This window comes from Sporomusa aerivorans, from assembly GCF_041428895.1.
GTDB classification, from domain to species: Bacteria; Bacillota; Negativicutes; order Sporomusales; family Sporomusaceae; genus Sporomusa; species Sporomusa aerivorans.
Genome location: NZ_CP156926.1, coordinates 4,202,464 through 4,223,398 on the forward strand (window position 1 = coordinate 4,202,464; position 20,935 = coordinate 4,223,398).

The 20,935-nt window shown below is 47.1% G+C and carries 15 protein-coding genes and 1 other annotated feature; of the genes, 3 read left to right on the forward strand and 12 right to left on the reverse strand.

Annotated elements, in window-relative coordinates:
* Positions 1-7: 7 nt before the first annotated feature.
* The 7 genes from SATMO3_RS20360 to SATMO3_RS20390 all read right to left on the reverse strand — a co-directional run bounded on the left by SATMO3_RS20360 (position 8) and on the right by SATMO3_RS20390 (position 8,941).
* Complete coding sequence (locus SATMO3_RS20360) at positions 8-1,339, reverse strand: [Fe-Fe] hydrogenase large subunit C-terminal domain-containing protein (RefSeq protein ID WP_371371567.1); 1,332 nt, start codon at positions 1,337-1,339, stop codon at positions 8-10.
* A gap of 132 nt (positions 1,340-1,471) precedes the next feature.
* The gene (locus SATMO3_RS20365; protein WP_371371568.1) at positions 1,472-1,900 is read right to left on the reverse strand and encodes an ATP-binding protein; all 429 of its coding nucleotides are present in this window, start codon (positions 1,898-1,900) and stop codon (positions 1,472-1,474) included.
* On the reverse strand, positions 1,879-2,259 hold the full coding sequence (locus tag SATMO3_RS20370; RefSeq protein WP_371371569.1) for a DRTGG domain-containing protein: 381 nt from the start codon (positions 2,257-2,259) through the stop codon (positions 1,879-1,881). The genes SATMO3_RS20365 and SATMO3_RS20370 overlap by 22 nt, the downstream gene beginning before the upstream one ends.
* 264 nt (positions 2,260-2,523) lie before the next feature.
* On the reverse strand, positions 2,524-3,762 hold the full coding sequence (locus SATMO3_RS20375) for an O-antigen ligase family protein (RefSeq protein ID WP_371371570.1): 1,239 nt from the start codon (positions 3,760-3,762) through the stop codon (positions 2,524-2,526).
* Positions 3,763-4,018: 256 nt separating this feature from the next.
* Positions 4,019-5,302, reverse strand: coding sequence for a folylpolyglutamate synthase/dihydrofolate synthase family protein (locus SATMO3_RS20380; protein WP_371371571.1), 1,284 nt, complete (start codon positions 5,300-5,302; stop codon positions 4,019-4,021).
* A gap of 21 nt (positions 5,303-5,323) precedes the next feature.
* Positions 5,324-7,984: a valine--tRNA ligase gene (locus SATMO3_RS20385; RefSeq protein WP_371371572.1), complete on the reverse strand. Its 2,661-nt coding sequence runs from the start codon at positions 7,982-7,984 to the stop codon at positions 5,324-5,326.
* A gap of 45 nt (positions 7,985-8,029) precedes the next feature.
* Positions 8,030-8,252, reverse strand: a binding site (T-box leader).
* 59 nt (positions 8,253-8,311) lie between these two features.
* Positions 8,312-8,941, reverse strand: coding sequence for a molybdenum cofactor guanylyltransferase (locus tag SATMO3_RS20390; protein WP_371371573.1), 630 nt, complete (start codon positions 8,939-8,941; stop codon positions 8,312-8,314).
* A gap of 340 nt (positions 8,942-9,281) precedes the next feature.
* On the opposite strand from SATMO3_RS20390, the gene SATMO3_RS20395 reads away from it, so the two are divergent.
* Both SATMO3_RS20395 and fdhF (SATMO3_RS20400) read left to right on the forward strand, forming a co-directional pair.
* Positions 9,282-10,148 (forward strand): formate/nitrite transporter family protein, encoded by an 867-nt coding sequence (locus SATMO3_RS20395; RefSeq protein ID WP_371371574.1) that lies wholly within the window; start codon positions 9,282-9,284, stop codon positions 10,146-10,148.
* A gap of 256 nt (positions 10,149-10,404) precedes the next feature.
* Complete coding sequence (gene fdhF, locus SATMO3_RS20400) at positions 10,405-13,092, forward strand: formate dehydrogenase subunit alpha (RefSeq protein ID WP_371371575.1); 2,688 nt, start codon at positions 10,405-10,407, stop codon at positions 13,090-13,092.
* Between the two features lie 83 nt (positions 13,093-13,175).
* Here fdhF (SATMO3_RS20400) and SATMO3_RS20405 read toward each other — a convergent pair whose 3' ends face one another.
* The 5 genes from SATMO3_RS20405 to fdhF (SATMO3_RS20425) all read right to left on the reverse strand — a co-directional run bounded on the left by SATMO3_RS20405 (position 13,176) and on the right by fdhF (SATMO3_RS20425) (position 20,172).
* Entirely contained in the window at positions 13,176-13,682 is a 507-nt protein-coding gene (locus tag SATMO3_RS20405) for a 4Fe-4S dicluster domain-containing protein (RefSeq protein WP_371371577.1), read from the reverse strand.
* A 3-nt stretch (positions 13,683-13,685) separates the two neighbouring features.
* Positions 13,686-15,056 (reverse strand): [FeFe] hydrogenase, group A, encoded by a 1,371-nt coding sequence (locus SATMO3_RS20410; protein WP_371371578.1) that lies wholly within the window; start codon positions 15,054-15,056, stop codon positions 13,686-13,688.
* A 12-nt stretch (positions 15,057-15,068) separates the two neighbouring features.
* Positions 15,069-15,614 (reverse strand): 4Fe-4S dicluster domain-containing protein, encoded by a 546-nt coding sequence (locus SATMO3_RS20415; RefSeq protein WP_371371579.1) that lies wholly within the window; start codon positions 15,612-15,614, stop codon positions 15,069-15,071.
* A gap of 43 nt (positions 15,615-15,657) precedes the next feature.
* Positions 15,658-17,799 carry a formate dehydrogenase subunit alpha gene (fdhF, locus tag SATMO3_RS20420; protein ID WP_371371580.1) on the reverse strand — a complete coding sequence of 714 codons (2,142 nt, stop codon included), beginning with the start codon at positions 17,797-17,799 and terminating at the stop codon, positions 15,658-15,660.
* Between the two features lie 231 nt (positions 17,800-18,030).
* On the reverse strand, positions 18,031-20,172 hold the full coding sequence (fdhF, locus tag SATMO3_RS20425; RefSeq protein WP_371371581.1) for a formate dehydrogenase subunit alpha: 2,142 nt from the start codon (positions 20,170-20,172) through the stop codon (positions 18,031-18,033).
* Positions 20,173-20,443: 271 nt separating this feature from the next.
* Between fdhF (SATMO3_RS20425) and mobB the strand changes: the two genes are divergently transcribed.
* Positions 20,444-20,932 carry a molybdopterin-guanine dinucleotide biosynthesis protein B gene (mobB, locus tag SATMO3_RS20430; protein WP_371371582.1) on the forward strand — a complete coding sequence of 163 codons (489 nt, stop codon included), beginning with the start codon at positions 20,444-20,446 and terminating at the stop codon, positions 20,930-20,932.
* Positions 20,933-20,935: the final 3 nt, after the last annotated feature.

Consider the following 20,935-nt stretch of genomic DNA (forward strand, 5'->3'; position numbering starts at 1 on the left):
TATGAAATTATTTATCTTGCTCTTTATCAAGCGGCGGCGGCAGCTTATCAGCAAGATTTACCATTTCGTAAGCCAAATCCCGCACCTTTTTGCGTAAGATAAATAAGCAGTCAGTCATACTGGCCCGCCCCTGGGCAATATCTTCAGCCAAAGCCTTACAGTTCGGGGAACCGCACGAACCACAATCAAGTCCTGGTAAATTTTTCAGTGTAACATCCATCATCTCAATTTTGGACATGGCCTTGGTTATATCGGGATCCAAACGAAGCGCCGGCTTTGGCTCTATAGCCCGCCGTCCGGCAATGCCTAATTCAAACTCGGAATAATCAGTCCTGGGTAATCTGCCTAGCATAGGATCAAGTATCTTTTTCTTCTCAATGCGTTGTTTCATGCGATGTTCAGCAACATACCGGTTTTCAACAGTGAGCGCACCGCCGATGCAACCGCCGGCGCAGGCCAGTACTTCGACATAATCCACCCCTTTGAGCTTACCCAGAGCAATTTGTTCCAATACATTGATAACATGATGGATATCATGCACCACCAGTATATTGGAAACACCGACCGCCGACGTTTCCCCGCCGGGCACAGCCCAGCCAACACCTACCCAGGAAGCCTGGCGGCGGGCATCCTGTACTTCTGCCGTCACCACTTTAAACAGGTCCGGGTAGATCTTACTAATGGCAATTGCACCGGTTATGCTGGATTTGTCTGTCCCCAGCGGCTGGTTTACAGCTGTCATCTTTGCCGGGCAAGGTGTAATAAACCAAATGCCGATTTCCTCAGGGTTAAGGCCATGCAGGCTTTCCGCTTCAGCCCTCGCCAGCCTGGCAGCCACTTCAACAGGAGCATCAAAAGGTACCAGGTGGTCAATTAATTCAGGAAATTTAACCTGAATCAGCCGGACAACAGCCGGACATGCCGAAGAAATAGCCGGGCGAACAATATTAGGGCGCTTAAGATAATCTCTAATTGCCAGTGAAACAATCTCAGCGCCGTGAGCTACTTCAAAAACTTCATCAAAGCCCAGCTTTAGCAAGCCGGATAAAATAGCTCTGACAGGAATGTCTACATTAAATTGTCCATATAGCGATGGCGCCGGTAGCGCAATGTTGTGCTTATATTTTTTTAAATCATCAAGTTCATCAGTCACAGCCGATTTAGCGTGGCCTGGACAGTGGCGGATACATTCACCGCAGTCAATGCACCGGGAAGACGTAATTTGTGCCTTACCGCCACGAATCCGTATAGCTTCTGTCGGACACCGCTTTGTACAGTTCACACATCCCTGACATCGCTCCGGCAATAAACGCACCGAGTGATACCGTTCTTCTTCCATCACTTTCACCACTCAATCTACAACATCTATCTTACACTTTATGCCTAGTGCCTTAGATAATGTGCGGCTCCTTAGCCTGGCATTGCGAAAAAACTACACCATCGAAACCTAATATCTAATCCGGCCAAGGCACTAGTGGTAAATAGTCATACTGAGTTTTGTGCCAATACCGGTCTTAGTTTTAATGTCAAATTGATCAGTGCAACGCACCATATTCGGCAAACCCATGCCGGCGCCAAACCCCATCTCCCGGATGTGGTCAGGTGCAGTCGAATAGCCTTCCTTCATTGCGAGTTCAACATTGGGAATTCCCGGACCTTCGTCATCAACAATAATTTTGGTCCGGTCAGAGTAGATTTCAGCCTTAAGCATGCCGCGATACGCATGAATAATTACGTTCATTTCGGCTTCATAGGTGCTTATGGCGATACGCCTGATTATGTCAGGCCGCACACCAAGCTGCTGCAGAGTGCGCTTAATTTTACTCGACGCTTCACCCGCACTGTTAAAATTGGCACCTTCCAAGATAAAATCCAATACTATTCCTTGATTTGACAGCAAAGGGTTTCCTCCTTTGGCGAGCATCCCGCCAACCCATCTCTGTACAAAATGCCGCATGCCTCGTACATTTGCCGCTCGGTTAAAAGCAATGGGATTCCCATTTCTTTAGCCATTGCAATTACCTCCGGACCCGGACGCTTACCTCGCACAAACATGATTCCAGCCAGGTCGCTCATTTCTGCGGTGCGAATTACCTGGATATTAGTCAGACCGGTTAACAACAGCGCCTGCTCGTTTGTAAAGGCCAGGACATCGCTCATGAGATCAGAGCCACAAGCGCTTTTCACTTCCCGGTCAAGCCATTCCATTCCTGAGAGTACCTCGGCATCCAGTAATTTTCTGATTTGAGCCAGTTTCAAATCGGCACCCCCTGCATCAAATTAAGTTTGTGCGAAATTTCACAAAATTGTGTGCAAAAAATTTAAGGGGAATTAACCCCTTAATGAAGCAAGAATGGTCTAATATTTCTGATATATTCGCCTTGCTTACCGTAAATCCTTCTTTGCAATTGTAAATAAATTTAAGATTTTACCAGAAATTACATAACATTGCAGGATTCCGCACTTTTTCTTTGTATATAAACTCGCGATTAAGCACCAGCATTTATGCCGTTAAGACGCATGCTAACTATAATAGCTATAATTTTTCCATACTGCAATAACTACGGCGTTTAAAAGCCAGAATAACATCGACATCTGAACATTAAACATGACATAATCGGTAAAGCCGTTGACGGCAAGCCCCAGAACAGCAGCCACAACTCCCAGCATAATTCCGGCTACCCAGCGGTTTTTTGTTCGGTTTAAAACATCCATAGCCTTCCGCGTATGTCCGTAGATGATGCCCAGAAAGACTAAAAGTCCGGGGACTCCGATCTCCGCCGCGATATGCAGATACATATTATGTGCATGAACAATGGTAGCCGCAGGGTTATTCAGAAAAAAGTCGTACTCCGGATACACCATCCAGTAAGCGCCCCAGCCGATTCCCAATAGCGGCTTATCCAGGATCATAGCGATTGTGCTTTCCCAAAGTGCAATCCTGAGGGTGGAGGAAGTATCGGTCGGATTAAGAATGGATACCAGCCGTTCCATGACGGCATCCTGACAAAACAGCAGCACTAAAGGAATCACCAGAAAAAACCATAAAATCTTGCGATTATACAAATGCCCGCAAATGGCAGTAACTGCGACAATACTCAGCCAGGCGCCCCGGGAATAGGTAAGCACCAGGCATGTACCCAGGGTTGCCACAAGCGCAAGCAACAATAGTTTACCCCTGGTACTTTCGGTATGCAGGCCAAGACCAACAGCCAAAGACATTACAACAACCAGGAAACCTGCTAACAAATTAGGGTTTTGCAAGGTGGAGAAAACCCGCACCTTAAGCTCCGGAAACTGTTCCCCGTCCACCCACTGAAACGCAGATATATCCACACCATGAATATATTGATAAAAGCCGTACAAGGTTACGAAGATTGCCGAAGTCAGGACAGACCAAACCAGGCGTTTCAGTTGATAAAGTGATGTCAAATTGTTGATTACCAGATAATAAATTAATATGTAGCGCCCCATTAAGTGATAATAATTATAAAAACTAAAATCTCTGTCGGGCGAACCGGCAATTGACGCCGCCGACAAGATAACTAAAAGTCCGATAATTGCATCAAACGGAGTTCGTCTTAGCAATAGTTTTTTGGTCACAAACATTTTCCCGACCCACAGTATAGTTCCCGCTCCCAAAAACAGTGTCGCAACATCCAGCGAAAGCGGTAAAAAAAATGCAACCGCTAAAATGCAGTGCTCGATTAAATAGTCAAGCCGGTATTGGATTTGGCTGTTGAACGAATACGCAATATGCACGTCTTCACCTACGGTTTAAAATTTTCGGTATTTTGCAATATAGTATCCACTAAAGCTTTACCGGCAGGGTGTTAGTAAAAGCGTACCTGATAACCTGTTCAGTTCAAAATCTTTATTGGTTTCATATATTGCTGGTTTTATAAAATATTATGTTTAAATGCTATGCTATTTTACTTCAAAAAAGCAAAAATATTACTGGCGCTTGCATTATGCTCCAAGCGCCAGTATTTATTATATACAATTATAGTTAATTTGTCTACTTATTCAGGATAATCTGCCGGGCTTCACCAATTAAATACAACGATCCTGCCACACAGACAATGCCGTCAGCACCGGCCAGTTCTTTCGCCCGCTCTATCCCGCTGCCGATTGTGGCAGCCGCCTCCACACGCCGCGCCTGAATTTCCCGGGCAACTTCCTCCGGCGTTGCCGCCCGGTAAGAAAGTGGCTGGACAGTAACAACGGTATCGGTCTGACGGATAAGGGCGCGAATAATTCCTGACACGTCCTTGTCGCGTAAAATACCTAAGGCAAAGGTTATATCTTTCCCGGGAAATACCTGGTCGAGGTTTTGTCGAAGTACCCTGGCGCCATCAGGATTATGAGCCCCGTCAATAATAATAACCGGTTCTCCCGGGACTATTTCAAACCTGCCCGGCCAGCAGACTTCAGCCAGAGCTTTGCCAATTGCCAGCTCTGTAATACGGCTGTCTTTCTTACCCAAAATAAGTGCAGCAGTTACAGCGACCGCACTGTTCTCTAATTGATGAAAACCAATTAGATTGAGGGCGGCTTCTACTTTACCCAACTCGCCGGCATCCACTAAAATCTGTTGCTGCCCCTGGGCAAGACCTTTAAACTGACTGAAAAAATGTTCTTCTTTAGCATAAACCTGTGCATTTTTACTGGCCGCAGTCTCTTTAATAATCGCCAGCGCCTCGCCTTGGGCAGCCGTAACAACCGGAACGCCAGCTTTGATGATGCCGGCCTTATGGCGGGCAATTTCGGCAATGGTAGAACCACAGCGATCGGTATGCTCCAAAGTAACATTGGTTATTGCGGAAATTTCCGGAATGATAACGTTCGTAGAGTCCAGCAAACCGCCCAAACCTACCTCAATGACAGCATATTCTACTCCCACAGCCGCAAAGTAATAGAAAGCGGCAGCAGTAATTACCTCAAACTCTGTCGGTTGCTCAAAACCGTCCGCCAGCATCTGGTCAACAAACTTGCTGGTATAATCGATTGCCTGGGCAAATGCCTCTTGCGTTATTTCCTGACCGTTAACTATCATCCGTTCCGGATAGTCGACAAGATGAGGCGAGGTATACATGCCTGTTTTTATACCGCTGGCTGCCAGAATAGCCGCTAGCATAGCAGTTGTTGATCCCTTGCCATTTGTACCGGTTACATGGATGGTTTTAAAACGTCGCTCCGGATGTTGCATAAGCTCAAGCAGCCGCTCAATCCGGGCCATGCCAAGGTTGATACCGAACTTACTCAAATTTTCGAGGTATGCTAATGTTTGTTCATAAGTCATATGCTGCACCTCCGTATTTTTTTACAAACCTGCCAAATATACCAGACGCTCCTTGATAGTGGCTTGCTTTTCTAAATACTCGGTTTGTTTGGCTTTTTCCTTCTCAATAACATCAGCAGGCGCTTTGGCGGTAAAACCCGGGTTGTTGAGTTTGCCGGCAATCCGGGCAAGCTCTTTATCCAGATTATCCATCTCTTTATTCAGGCGGGCTGATTCTTTCTCGACATCAATTAGTCCCTTGAGAGGCAGGTAAATCTCCACGCCACTGGCTACGGCTGTCATAGCATTCTCCGGAGTATCTGCCGCACCGGCAAGTATGGTTATGGGTTCGGCCGCGGCCAAAGTCTTGATATAGCCGGCATTGGCTTCCAGTTGTACTTTAAGATCATTAGCGGCAATCTTAAGGATAACCTCACTCTTCTTGCCTGGCGGCACATTAACTTCAGCCCGCATATTGCGAACCGCCTTGATTACTTCCATAATCACGGCCATTAGCTGTTCATCGTCCGGGTTGGCTAACTTATTATCCTCTGCCGGCCAGCCTGCAGTCATTATGCTTATTCCTTCATGCGGCAGACTTTGCCAGATGGCCTCGGTTATAAACGGCATAAACGGATGCAGCAGCTTGAGCGTGTTACCGAGAACATGCCGCAGCACAAACTGAGCCACTTTTCGGCTTTCAGCATCAGTCTTATTATAAAGACGTCCTTTGGCCAGTTCAATATACCAATCGCAAAATTCATCCCAGATAAACTCGTAGACCATACGGGCGGCTTCGCCCAGTTCAAACCGTTCCAGGTTACGGGTAACCTCGGCTATTGTCTGATTGTAGCGGCTCAATATCCAACGGTCTGCCAGGGTAAACGCTTTTTCGTCCGGCGTGAACGCCGGGTCGAACCCTTCCAGATTCATAAGCACAAACCGGGAGGCATTCCAAATCTTATTGGCAAAATTCCGGCTGGATTCCACCCTTTCCCAGTAAAAGCGCATATCGTTACCGGGCGTGTTGCCTGTCACCAGCATGAACCGCAGTGTATCAGCGCCGTATTTTTCAATTACCTCCAGCGGGTCGATGCCATTACCGAGTGACTTGCTCATTTTCCGACCTTGACTGTCACGTACCAGGCCATGAATAAATACATGGCGGAAAGGGATTTCTCCCTGGAATTTAAGGCCCATCATAATCATCCGGGCTACCCAGAAAAATATGATGTCATAACCGGTAACCAATACACTGGTCGGGTAAAATTGTTTTAGTTCTTCAGTCTCCTGAGGCCAGCCCATGGTCGAGAACGGCCACAGTCCCGAACTAAACCAGGTGTCCAGCACATCCGGATCCTGTTCGACATGGCCGCCACACTTGGGACAGGCGATAACCGCTTCCCGGGATACGGTAACTTCCCCGCACTGGCAATACCAGGCAGGAATCCGGTGACCCCACCAAATCTGGCGTGAAATACACCAATCACGGATATTGTCCAGCCAATTGGTATATATTTTTGTAAACCGTTCAGGCACGAACTGGATTTCGCCGGAAGTAACCGCTTCTATCGCCGGTTTGGCCAAGGGCTCCATTTTGACAAACCATTGCTTGGATACCAGTGGCTCAACAGTGGTATTGCAGCGTTGGCAATGGCCTACAGAATGAGTATGTTCGTCAATTTTGACCAAGTATCCCTGATCTTTTAAGTCGTTAACCAATATCTTGCGGCACTCATAACGATCAAGACCGGCATACTTGCCAGTATCGGCTGCCATGGTTCCATCCGGATTCATGATAACAATTTCAGCAAGCTGATGTCTCTGCCCCATATCAAAGTCATTGGGATCGTGTGCCGGCGTTACTTTAACAGCCCCTGTTCCGAATGACGGATCAACATATTCATCGGCCACAACCGGCAATCGACGTCCTATCAGCGGCAAAATCAAGAATTTCCCGATTAAATGCTTATAGCGGGCATCTTCCGGATGAACAGCCACGCCGCTATCGCCTAAGATAGTTTCAGGCCGTGTAGTGGCAACAGTTACATATTCATCCGCCATTCCCTCCACAGGATAGCGGACATGAAACAAATTACCCGGTTTTTCTTCGTGCTCTACTTCAATATCACTAAGAGCCGTATTACAGCGCGGACACCAGTTGGTAATCCGGTTGCCCTGATAAATAAGGCCTTGCTCATACAGGCTCACAAATACTTCCCGCACAGCCTGTGAGCAGCCTTCATCCATGGTAAAGCGTTCGCGCTCCCAGTCACAGGACGCACCAAGACGTTTTAACTGATTAATAATCCGGTTGCCATACTGTGCTTTCCAGTCCCATACTCTGTCAATGAAGGTTTCACGCCCCAGATCATAGCGGGTTTTTCCTTCCTGCGCCAGCACCTCTTCCACTTTGATTTGCGTGGCAATACCGGCGTGGTCAGTACCAGGCATCCAAAGTGTATCATAGCCCTGCATACGCTTAAAGCGAATAAGAATATCCTGTAACGTGTTGTCAAGCGCATGTCCCATATGTAACTGACCGGTAACATTGGGTGGCGGAATAACAATGCTGAACGGCTTTTTATCCTGCTCAACCTTCGCATGAAACAGTCTGTTGTCCTCCCAGAATTTATACCATTTGGCCTCGACTGCCTGCGGGTCATATACTGTTGAAATATTGTTCGTCTGTTCTTGTTCCATAAATCCTCCTTGGCTACACTGTAATATATAAAGCCCTTTCGTCCATATAAGGACGAAAGGGCTTAACTTCCGCGGTACCACCTTGCTTTCCGGCATAATACATGCCGGACACTCAGTTGCCGTAACGGGGGCATACCGGCCGCGCCTACTTATAGTTCAGCGGGGCAGCTCCTGGATGACCTTCAGCTCACGCTCTGAGAAGCCTTGCAGCCAAGGGCTCCCTCTCTAAACAGATGCGACAGCATACTCTTCCATTCTTCACTATTCGCATATATAATTGTGGCTTCATTATACCTATCGATACAGCTGATGTCAAGATTTGGAGCATTAGTTGGACCTTTTAAAATAGCTTTCAGCCTTGGCCAAATCTTCGAGCGTGTTTAAATTGAGAAAGTAGAAATCAGATAATTTAAGTTCGGTCATTTCCGACTGACTGACATAAGCAACATTTACATCTTTAAAAAAAGACTGTACACAACGGTGATCCTCATGCAGATGTTCCTCAATAGCCGGCAAACAGTTCCTGGAATAGATGGCGTGCAAAGGCTCCACACTTTCGCCATTATGAGGAATCAGAATGTCTTCCTGAGTCAACCGGTTCATCATATAGTAAATAAAGTTTTTTTCTATAAACGGCATATCACAGGCAAAAACAAATATGTAAGGAGTTGGCGAGTGGATCAAGCCGGAATGTATTCCACCAAGCGGACCTTTATCTTTAACAATATCGCCAATCATATCACAGCCTAAATACGCATAGTCACCAGGATGATTGGTAATAATAACAGGCCGCGCAGCAAAAGCTACCGCCGTCTTTTCCACTACAATCTCGATTAGAGGCTTATCACCCAAGCGCACAAAAGATTTGTTGGTACCCATACGCCGGCTTTTTCCGCCAGACAGAATAAACGGAGTAATCGTATTCCGCCGCCCGGGACTCTCCTGCAAGTTATTCAATTCAACCAGCGCTCCATCTCGTAAATAGACATTTGGAATAATTGTAATAGATAAAACCACCAAAGTCAAGATTTCAGCAGTTTACTGTACTGCATTGTCCTCACCAGCTACACTGTATAGCAATCCAATTCATCAGGACCGTGATTTATTTCACCAACACCATGCTATAACAACCATGCATTATCCAAGTCATTTCGGCATAATATTCTTGCCATTCAGAATAATGCGTTAGCACTTCTTTGGGTCAGTTTTTACAATATACTTAGTAAACTATTATACCAAACTCTAATAAGGAGGGAAAAACAGGGTTACGTCGAATTTTTTCAAGGAGGAATGTATCATGAGTAATTACTGTACCCCTAAGGAAATTACCCAAAACACACTAGATATTGGCTGTGTAAAATCCAGTATGGACATAACTAAGATGTTATTGCTGGGAGTGCTGGCCGGTGCGTACATTGCGTTCGGTGCCGAGGGCTCCACTATGGCTACGCATGACATACCCCTCGTTGGGTTAGGCCGCTTTTTAAGCGGGGCCATATTTGCCACAGGACTAATGATGGTAATTATCTGCGGCGCGGAACTGTTTACTGGTAACGTATTAATTACCATTGGCGTTCTGGAAAGACGCGTCAGTGTCGCCGCTATGCTGCAAAACTGGTTTTGGGTCTATTGCGGAAACCTGATTGGTTCTTTGCTAATCGTCTATTTCATGTATGCATCCAATCTATGGTCTCTTAACAATTCACTGCACGGAGCCTATGTTATTAAAATTGCGCTGGGAAAAGTAAGTCTGACTTTCTACGAGGCCTTTATCCGTGGCATTATGTGTAACTGGCTTGTTTGTCTGGCCGTTTGGATGGCTTATTCGGCCAAAGACATTGTTGGTAAGGTTTGGGGCATTTTCTTTCCCATCATGCTGTTTGTTACCAGTAACTTTGAACATAGCATCGCCAACATGTATTATCTGTCTGCCGGCTTATTAGCCAAGTCGGTACCTGCTCTGGCTGAAGCCAGCAAATTGGGCGTTAAACTGGATGCGTTAAATCTTGAGTCGGTAATCATTGGCAATTTAGTACCTGTGACCTTAGGCAATATTGTCGGTGGCGCGCTGTTTGTCGGCTCCTACTACTGGTACTGTTATTTACGCAATGCTAACGCTGCCAAATCAGCCGCACTGCAAAAGGACGCAGCTTGCAGTAAATAAGCATTTTAGAAATTACACGAGGTAATATGCGCAGTAAAAAGAAAGTCAAGCTTTGTCCGGCTTCCTGTCAGAAAAAATATATTATTCCTAGCAAGCAGCAGTTTTCTGTTGCAGTCCCGTAAAAAATCGCAATTTTTTTGCAAATAAAAATTTAGCGATCATTTAAAATACAAATCCAACTTACATGCAATACCATATTGAATATCAATATAGGTATTCAGATCATTATTTACTACAAGGAGTGTGAATCCAGGAAATGATCAGACTAACAATTGACGGTCAAATCATTGAAGCCGCTGAGGGAAGTACAGTACTTGAGGCAGCCAGTAAGGCTGGAATCAGTATTCCCACATTGTGCCACCTTGCTGATCTAACCCCCGAAGGTGCGTGCCGGGTCTGTGTTGTTGAAGTCGAAGGCGCCAGAGGACTGGTTACCGCCTGTACCTATCCGGCAACAGAAGGACTGATAGTCCGCACTAATTCGGCAGTCATCCGGGAAGCCCGCAAAAGTGTTGTTGAGCTTTTGCTAGCCAACCATCCGCAAGATTGCCTTTCCTGTCAGCGCAATCTAGATTGCGAGCTGCAAACTCTCGCCAGTACTCTGGGCATACGCGAAATCCGTTTTCACGGTGAACAGCGCAAATATGCCATCGATGACAGTAATCCATTTATTGTCAGAGATAACAACAAATGCATTTTATGTGGCCGCTGTGTCCGGGTATGCCGTGAAATTCAATGCTGCGACACCATGGAATGGACAAACCGGGGTTTTGATACCAAAGTTGCTCCGGCCTTTGATGAAGCGTTGGTTGATTCGTCCACTTGCTTATTCTGCGGGACCTGTGTATCGGCTTGTCCGGTAGGCGCTTTAACGGAAAAGCCGATGCGCCATGCCGGCTTACCTGATAAAAAAGTTAAAACAACCTGCCCGTTCTGCGGCGTAGGCTGTAATTTCGACCTCAACGTCAAAGACGACAAAGTAATTGGGGTAACCTCAAATTTAACCAGTCCGGTAAATGGTCGTCTCACCTGTGTAAAAGGACGTTTTGGCATTGATTATATTCACAGCCCTGAGCGCCTGACTACTCCACTCATCAAAAAAGACGGCGAGTTTGTGGAAGCAAGCTGGGATGAAGCATTTGACTTAATTGCCAGCAAGTTTGGCGAAATAAAAGCCTCCCATGGCTCCGACGCATTTGCAGCGCTTAGTTCTGCCCGTTGCGTCAATGAAGATAACTATCTAATGCAAAAATTTATGCGCGCAGTGATCGGCACCAATAATATTGATCACTGCGCACGTACCTGACACGCTCCTACCGTAGCCGGTCTGGCTACTTCATTCGGTTCCGGGGCAATGACTAACTCTATTAATGAAATTCCTCATAGTAAAGTCCTGTTTGTTATTGGGGCCAATCCAACAGAAGCCCATCCTGTTATTGGTGCAAAAATGCGCCAGGCTCTCCGCAATGGCGCCAAGCTTGTGGTAGCTGATCCGCGTAAAACCGAACTGGCCGGCAAAGCGCATGTGTGGCTGCGCCTGAAGCCCGGTACGGATATCGCGTTAATCAATGGTCTTATGCACATTATTCTCAAATCCGGCTGGCATGATAAGAGCTTTATTGACGAATGCACCAGCGGCTTTGACCAAGTTGCGGAGATTGTGGAAAAATATACCCCCGAATATGTTGAAAATATTACCGGCGTACCGGAACACCTGCTGCGGCAGGCCGCTGAAATTTATGGTACTGCTGAACGGGCTCAGATTTTTTACACGTTGGGGATTACCGAACACGTATGCGGTACAGATAATGTTATGAGCTTGGCCAATCTTACCTTAATGACTGGTAACATTGGCAAACCCAATGCAGGTCTGAATCCGATGCGCGGTCAAAACAACGTGCAGGGAGCCTGCGACATGGGAGCACTGCCCAATGTATACCCAGGCTACCAAAAAGTCGATTTCCCGATGGTTCAAGATAAATTTGAAAAGGCATGGGGCGTAAAGCTGTCCGGTAAAGTAGGACTTATGATACCCGATATGTTCGACAAAGCCATTAGCGGCGAATTGAAAGCCATGTATATCATGGGTGAAGATCCGGTGCTGACCGACGGCGATGCCAATCATGTGCGCAAAGCACTTAAACATCTGGATTTTCTTGTTGTCCAGAATCTATTCCTGACCGAAACGGCTAAATTAGCCGATGTCGTGCTGCCAGGGGCTTCCTTCGCCGAAAAAGACGGCACCTTTACCAATACGGAACGCCGCGTGCAACGGGTACGGCAAGCTATATCCCCGATCGGCAACAGTCGTCCCGACTGGAAAATTCTGGCGGAACTGTCCAGCAGACTGGGGTACCCGATGTCCTATAATCATCCAAGTGAGATTATGGATGAAATTGCCTCACTTAGCCCTATTTTTGCAGGTATCTCCTTTGATCGCCTTGAAGAAAGCGGTCTGCAATGGCCGGTTCCCGACAAAAACCATCCCGGCACCCAATACTTGCATGATAAAGGCAAATTTACTTGCGGTATTGCCCGTTTTATGCCTATCGAGCATCAGCCGCCCGGTGAAGAACCGGATGCCGAGTATCCGTTCCTGCTAAGCACCGGCCGGATACTCTACCATTACAATATCACTACTCCTGGTTATTCAAAAACACTTACTTCCTTCCGTTCCGAAGAGCAGGCTATGGTTCATCCCGTTGATGCCAAGCGGCTCGATATTCAGGATCAGGAAATTATCAGCGTAGCCTCACGCCGCGGCAAAGTCCAGACCAAAGCGTGGGTAACAGACCGTGTGCCGCCGGGAGTTGTCTGGATGTCCTTCCATTATCTCGCTACCCCGACCAATGAACTTACCAGCAGTAACCTGGACAAAACAACGAAGACTTATGAATATAAGGTTTGTGCTGTTAAGATCGAAAAGCTGGCCGCCAATCAATAATTAAACTACGTTAAGAAAGCTGCGTCACTCCCCAGAGGCGCAGCTTTCTTCTTTGCTTCCAGGCTTAATCCGGCAACAATACGCTATGCATTTCTAACCGTGTTGGCACGTCTTTCCTTTATACTCGCTTTAATGGCTTCCGGCAGGATTACCGATAATGCCTTGGTCGGGCATTTTTTTACACATTGCGGCCCATCCTCTACGTCAATACATAAATCACACTTATAGGCCGTCTTTTGGCAGGGATTTTCCTCTACCCTTGTCAGATACACGGCCCCAATCGGACAGGCCATGATACAGTTTTTGCAGCCTACACATTTATTAGCTAACACATAAATGGTTTGGGCGCGCTGTACAATAGCTTTTTCCGGGCAGGCTTCGGCGCAAGGCGCGTCTTCACATTGACGGCACTGTATGGGGACACTGATATCCTCGGTTTTCACCACCGTAAGGCGGGGAACGAACGGTACCTCCTTAATTTCTTCCGTGCCCAGTTTTTTTTCTGTGTGGGCTAACACACAGGCAATCTCACAAGTACGGCAGCCAATACACAGGTCAGGATTGCCTATCACAAAGGCGGTATTCATCATTTGTTATCCCCTCCTTATGTAATGAGTATGCAGTAATTCATGCGACTTATGTCCCAGCGGTTTACCTAAAAAGTCTTTATACAGTTTGTTTACCTCAGGGTTATCATGTGATTTTCTGAGCGGCAGTTCCTTGTCATGCTTATACATGGACGCCATACGGCTGGCATATACATCTTTGCGCTTATTTTCCAATAAAACTTTAGGTTGTCCGCCGCCACTGATACAGCCTTGCGGACAAGCCATAACCTCGACAAAATGAAAATCGGCAGTACCATTTTTAATTTCTTCCAGGATTGGCGCAGCATTAGCCAAACCGGCAACAACAACTACTTTAACAGTCAGGTCGCCAACCTGAATAGTAGCCCGTTTTATGCCCTCACTGTGGCGCACATTCACAATATTTATATCATCAAGCGCCTTGCCGGTAATTAATTCATACCCGGTACGCAGAGCGGCTTCCATAACGCCGCCGGTAACACCGAAGATATGCCCGGCGCCGGTATAGGCCCCCAGTACAGAGTCAGGCTGTCCTGGTTCGAGATTTCTAAAATCAATACCGGCATGCTTGATCAGATTGGCCAGTTCTCTGGTTGTCAGTACAAGATCAACGTCCGGGCTGCCGCTTGCAGTCATTTCCGGCCGCGAAGCTTCGAATTTTTTTGCTGTGCACGGCATAACCGATACACTGACGATTTTCTTAGGATCCGTCTTGTCAACCTGGGCGCCATAGGTCTTAAAGAGTGCACCGGCCATTTGCTGCGGGGATTTGCAGGTAGACAAATTGGCCTGAAGATCATAGTGCTCCTGTTCTACAAATTTAACCCACGCCGGACAGCAGGAAGTGAACATAGGCAAAACACCATTGTCCTGAATTCGTTTAATGAGTTCACTGCCTTCTTCCATGATTGTCAGGTCGGCAGTAAAGTTGGTATCATACACGCGGTTAAAGCCAAGCTTTCTTAGAGCTGTAACCATTTTACCATCGACCAGTTCGCCTGAATCCATGCCGAAATCTTCGGCCAAACCAACCCTGACGGCCGGCGCGCACTGAACCATAGTGACCACAGCGGGATTTTTAAGCGCCTCCCATACCTTCTTGGCATGCCCCATATTATGGGCAGCAAACAGTGGCTCCTTAACACTTTCCAGTAAACCGCGGTCTGTTAGCTTTGCTTCCCGGGGAGCAGACGTTTCCGATTTATATTCCTGGTAAGCGCTGCAAACCTGGACGCATTGACCACAAAAGCAGCACTTGTCATAGTTGATGTCAACCGCCATACCTTCCGGTCCGTCAATTGCGCCAACGGGACATACATCACTACACCGCCGGCAGCCGGTACACAACTCCTGATCAATTTCAATTGTATATTGCATATGACTCACCTCCTATTTTTTAAACATGCCAGCAATTGTGGCAACTGCTTTTCTATTTTTCTCTTTTTTTTCCTTATGCGGCTCCACCAGCCGCAGCGCCTTTTCCGGACAGACCTCCACGCAAATGGGTCCGCTTCCCCGTGTGTGGCATAAGTCGCATTTGTTGCCATACATCAGCGGCTTGCCTAAGTTTGTTTGGATAACTTCCCGGCCGTCGGCAAAAAGCGGCACAAGTTCCACCGCTCCAAACGGACAGGCCACAAGACAGTCTTTACAGCCTTTACATTTTTCTGTATGAATCAACACTTTATCGCCGTCAAAATAAATAGCCTTTTCCAGACAAGCCTGCGCACACGGGGCATCCTCGCAATGGTGGCACTGCACCGGCATAGTCACTTCATCCACCCGGGTGACAAAGAGTTTGGGGAACACTGGCGTATCAATATTCCCGGCCGTAATACCATTGACATTATGAGATACATGACAGGCAACTTCACAGGCTTTGCAGCCAATGCATTTTTCCCCGTCCCCAACAACAAACGGGCTTAACTTCTCCATACTTTCCTCTCCTTCAAGAAGCCTAGCTTCTTATCCGTAAAATTTAAGACACTACGGCACCGAGTTTTCGTTTGAGATTCTCATATAAAGTAATCAGCTGTTGTTCCGCACCCGCCTGGTCTTCGATGGCCTCCAGCTTAACTGCACAATACTTATATTCCGGTGTTTTGGAAATAGGGTCAAGATTGTCAATCGTTAATTCATTACAAGCCCCAATCCACCACTGATAGGTCATGTATACCGTACCCGGTTTTACCCGTTCAGTCACTTTCGCCCGGGACATAACCGAACCACGCCGCGAACTAACCCGCATAAGCTCTTCGTCTTCGATACCAAGGAGGTTCGCATCTTCAACACTGATCTGAACATAGCCAGGCTCATCTGCGAGCTTAGTCAAAGCCCAGCAGTTGCCGGTCATTGTCCGCGAGGAGTAGTGCCCAACCTCTCTAACCGTACAGAGAACTGTCGGATATTCGGCATCTGGAACTTCTGCCGGCGGACGCCATTCTGTCGCAAAGAAAATCCCCTTCTTGCTGGTCGTTTGAAAAATATTGTTTTTAAACAGGTACGGTGTACCGGGATCTTCCGGCGTCCGGCAAGGCCATTGCACTGAACCCTGCCGTTCCATTTTTTCGTAGGTTGCTCCGGCATAGCCCGGGCACAGGCTAATTAACTCATTCCAGATCTCTTCCGTATTCTGATAGTGCATTTCATAGCCAAGCCGCTTTGCCAGTTCGCCAATGATAACCCAGTCATCCTTAACATCACCTTTAGCGTCAACGGCTTTGCGGAAACGCTGGAACCGGCGGTCAGCCCCGCTAAATACGCCGCCATGTTCTCCCCAGGCAGTTGCCGGCAGTATTACATCCGCATGCAGTGCCGTTTTATTCATAAAAATGTCCTGAAATACTACAAAATCCAAATTAGCAAGCGATTTTTTCAGCCGGCCGGAATCAGGATCACTTTGCGCCGGATCTTCGCCAATGATGTAAAAGGCCTTCAATTTGCCGGACTCCACAGCGTGTGGAACCTCTGTAATCGTAAAACCGATTTTGTCCGGCAGGTCCTCTACGCCCCAGGCTTTGGCAAACTTTTTGCGGTTAGCAGCATCGGTGACCGGTTGATAACCGGGGAAAACATTTGGTAATGCTCCCATGTCGCAGGCACCTTGCACATTGTTTTGTCCGCGTACAGGCCCAACGCCGGAACTCGGCTTGCCAATCTGTCCGGTTAGAAGACATAGCGAGCCAAGACCTTTGACGACATCGACCGCCTGCCCAAACTGAGTTACGCCCATCCCCCACAGAATAAACGAATTGGCAGAATGGGTATAGATCTTCATGGCTTCTTCCACTAACTGGGGTGCAATACCGGTGATTGTCTGGGCATATGCCGGCGTATAACGCTCAATAATCTTCCGGTATACGGCAAATCCCTCGGTGAAGTTATTGATAAAATTATCATTTTGCCAGCCGCGGTCTAAGATAACGTTAGCAAAACTGTTCACCAGCGCCATATTGGAGCCATTATTTAGTTGCAGCCATAGGTCGGCAATCCGGGCTGCTTCTGTCCTGCGCGGATCGACAACAATAATTTTGGCGCCTTTTTGCTTAGCCCGCAGAATCCGTTTTGCCACCAGGGGATGCGCCTCGGCTGCGTTGTAACCAAAGATAAGCAGGCAATCAGCGTCTTCAATCTCAGGTATTGAATTGGACATGGCCCCGCTGCCGAAAATTGTTGTCAGCCCGGCCACAGAAGGTCCGTGGCACACACGGGCGCAATGGTCGACATTGTTGGTCCCGATTACGGCCCGCATAAACTTTTGCATGACATAGTTGGTCTCATTACCTGTTCCGCGGGCTGATCCGGTGCCCATAATGGCGTCAGGACCATACTTTTCTTGAATAGACCTGAGTCTGTCCGCCACATAGTCAAGCGCTTCTTCCCATTCAACTTCGCGCAGCGGTTCACTGCGACTGTAGCGAAGCATAGGTTTGGTAAGACGTTTGCTTAAAATCTTAGTGTCGTTTAAAAAATCCCAGCCATAGTGGCCTTTCAAGCATAACTCGCCCTCATTGATAGGTCCGTTTGCCGGTTCAGCCCCAACAACTTTGTTGTTTTCAACACATAAGTACAATTGGCAGCCAGAACCGCAATATGGACATACTGTCAATACTTTTTCCATCTAAAATTCTCCCCTTTAAGCATAAAGTTTTATTTATGTTAAACGCCGGGAGAATTATTAGCAAATAGTCAAAACAATAATCTTCTGTCGTAGTTTCTTGCTGCCGGTTAAAACAGGCAGCCCAAAAATCTACCAAAGAATCTTCCTTGCTACTTGACAAACCAGTTACAGCCGAGAGTAAATTAAGCAACATAGATCTTAAACAAACGTCCAGCTCATTCTCAAATCCTACTAGTTAACGACGGCTCCCAGCCTACGCTTAAGATCATTGTATGCGGCTGTCAGCTCCAACTCAGCCTTGTGCTGGTCTTTAATCGCTTCTACCTTAACCGCGCAATATTTGTACTCAGGTGTTTTGGAAATTGGGTCAACAACATGAATAGTTAATTCATTACAAGCGCCGACCCACCATTGATAGGTCATATATACAACACCTGCCCGCACCCGGTCAGTAACCAGCGCTCTGGTGATAACCGACCCGCGTCGCGAGGTTACTCGTACAAGCTCTTCATCATGAATACCAAGTTTTTCGGCATCTTCCGGAGTAATCTGGAGAAATCCGGGTTCATCCGCCAATTTAGCCAAGCCCCAGCAGTTGCCAGTCATCGTGCGGGAGGAGTAATGCCCTACTTCCCGTACGGTAGACAGTACCAGCGGATATTCGGCGTCAGGCAGTTCGACAGGCGGCCGCCATTCCGCCGCGAAGAAATTCCCTTTCTTGCTGGGCGTCTGAAATACGTTGCCTTTAAACAAATAAGGCGTCCCCGTATCTTCCGCCGTCCGGCACGGCCATTGAATACTGCCCAGTTTCTCAAGCTTGTCGTAGGTAGCGCCGGCAAAGCTCGGGCATAAACCAATCATCTCATTCCAGATTTCCTCGGTATCTTTATATTTCATTTCATAGCCGAATCGTTTTGCCAATTCGCAAATAATTACCCAGTCGTCTTTAACGTCACCTTTAGCGTCTACTGCTTTGCGGAAGCGTTGGAATCTGCGGTCCGCCCCGCTGAACACCCCGCCATGCTCACCCCAGGAGGTAGCCGGCAGGATAACGTCCGCATGCAGCGCCGTTTTATTCATAAATATATCTTGAACAACAACCAGTTCCAGTTCACTTAAGGCCTTTCTCACGCCGGCCGCATCAGGATCGCTTTGTACCGGGTCTTCTCCGATAATATAGAAGGCTTTTAGTTTTCCTTCTTCAGCACAGTGCGGCACATCTGTCAGTGTATAGCCCGGTTTTTCCGGCAGGCTTTCCACACCCCAGGCATCGGCGAATTTTTTGCGTATAACCGGGTCAGTAACCGTCTGGTATCCCGGAAATACATTGGGAAGTGCGCCCATGTCACAGGCGCCCTGAACATTATTTTGGCCACGGACCGGGCCTATGCCGGAACTGGGCTTTGCTATCTGACCTGTCAGGAGGCAAAGCGAGCCTAAGCCTTTGACAACATCTACTGCCTGGTTATATTGGGTAACGCCCATTCCATATAAGATAAAGGACCGTTCAGACTTGGCGTAGATTTCCAAAGCCTGGGCCACAAGCTGCGGATCTAATCCGGTAATTGCCTGTGCATACTCGAGCGTATATTTCTCAACTGTCTTCCTGTATTCCTCATAGCCTTCCGTATAATTATCGATAAAGGCTTTATTCTGTAAGCCCCGGGTTATGATAAAATTAGCAAAGCTGTTTACTGCAGCCATATTAGAGCCGTTTTTGATCGGCAGCCATATGTCGGCAATCCTGGCAGCCTCCGTTTTACGGGGATCCACCACAATAATTTTGGCGCCTTTTGCCTTCGCCTTGACAATCCTGCGGGCAACCAACGGGTGGGCATCCGCACCATTGTAGCCGAAAATAAACAGACAAGTAGCGTCTTCAATTTCCGGTATCGAGTTTGTCATCGCGCCACTGCCAAATGTTGTAGCCAGACCGGCTACGGAAGGAGCGTGTCAAACCCGGGCGCAATGGTCGACATTATTGGTACCGATCACTGCGCGCATAAATTTTTGCATAAGGTAGTTAGGTTCGTTGCCCATACCACGGGCCGAACCAGTACCCATTATAGCATCCGGCCCGTATTGGCCACGAATTGACATTAATTTATCGGCAACAAAATCCAGTGCTTCATCCCATTCCACTTCATGAAACTCTTCACTTCTGCTGGTTCTAATCAATGGCTTGGTCAAGCGTTTGCTCAGGATTTTGGTATCGTTTAAAAAATCCCAGCCGTAGTGACCCTTCAGACATAACTCGCCTTCATTAATGTGTCCGTTTGCCGGCTCAGCGCCCACAACTTGGTTGCCTTCCACCAGCAGATACATTTGGCAACCGGCCCCACAATACGGACATACTGTTAAAACTTTCTCCAAAACTCTCCCCCCAATAAAATTAATTTTCGCACTTGAGTAAACATTTTAAGCTGTTCAGAATAGAATTATTGCATTTTAGAAGCAAGTTGTTGACCTTTTTGCAATTATTCAATATTTTCCCAAAAATTCCTGCATAGTTATGAAAAAAATTTCACAAAGTCAGAACATCTTTTTACCGCTACCAACTGCTTGCACAAATGCTCATCATCCACGTATAATTAAATTGTAATCATTTGCCAAATAAATAGAGAAAAGAGGTAATACCAGCGCCATGATTCCGATAATATCGATTGTAGGCCGCTCTGACTGCGGTAAAACTACATACTTAGAGAAATTGATTCGGGAAATTAAACAGCGAGGCTATAAAGTGGCCACAATAAAACATGATGTACATGGCTTTGATATTGACAAACCAGGCAAGGATACCTGGCGCCACGCGCAGGCAGGCGCAGATATTGTTTGCATATCCTCGCCCGCCAAAATGGCCATGATCAAAAAAGTGGATCAAGAATTATTACTTGAGGAAGTAGCTGCCCACATTGACGGAGTTGATATTATCTTTACCGAAGGCTACAAGCGGGAAAGCAAACGCAGAATCGAAGTATTCCGCAAAGAAGCCTGCGACAGCCCGCTTTGTTTAGAAGAAGAACTGCTGGCGATGGCTACTGATACCGTGGTTTATCAGGAAGTACCGCATTTTCCCGTTGATAATCCAATCCCCATGGCTGATTTCCTGGTTAAAAATATCATAGCTAAATAAAAT

Excerpts from the sequence above, each read along its gene's own strand:
- SATMO3_RS20360 (WP_371371567.1), bottom strand. The coding sequence starts at position 1,339 with ATGGAAGAAGAACGGTATCACTCGGTGCGTTTATTGCCGGAGCGATGT.
- SATMO3_RS20380 (WP_371371571.1), bottom strand. The coding sequence starts at position 5,302 with ATGACTTATGAACAAACATTAGCATACCTCGAAAATTTGAGTAAGTTC.
- SATMO3_RS20385 (WP_371371572.1), bottom strand. The coding sequence starts at position 7,984 with ATGGAACAAGAACAGACGAACAATATTTCAACAGTATATGACCCGCAG.
- SATMO3_RS20395 (WP_371371574.1), top strand. The coding sequence starts at position 9,282 with ATGAGTAATTACTGTACCCCTAAGGAAATTACCCAAAACACACTAGAT.
- SATMO3_RS20405 (WP_371371577.1), bottom strand. The coding sequence starts at position 13,682 with ATGATGAATACCGCCTTTGTGATAGGCAATCCTGACCTGTGTATTGGC.
- SATMO3_RS20410 (WP_371371578.1), bottom strand. The coding sequence starts at position 15,056 with ATGCAATATACAATTGAAATTGATCAGGAGTTGTGTACCGGCTGCCGG.
- SATMO3_RS20415 (WP_371371579.1), bottom strand. The coding sequence starts at position 15,614 with ATGGAGAAGTTAAGCCCGTTTGTTGTTGGGGACGGGGAAAAATGCATT.
- fdhF (WP_371371580.1), bottom strand. The coding sequence starts at position 17,799 with ATGGAAAAAGTATTGACAGTATGTCCATATTGCGGTTCTGGCTGCCAA.
- mobB (WP_371371582.1), top strand. The coding sequence starts at position 20,444 with ATGATTCCGATAATATCGATTGTAGGCCGCTCTGACTGCGGTAAAACT.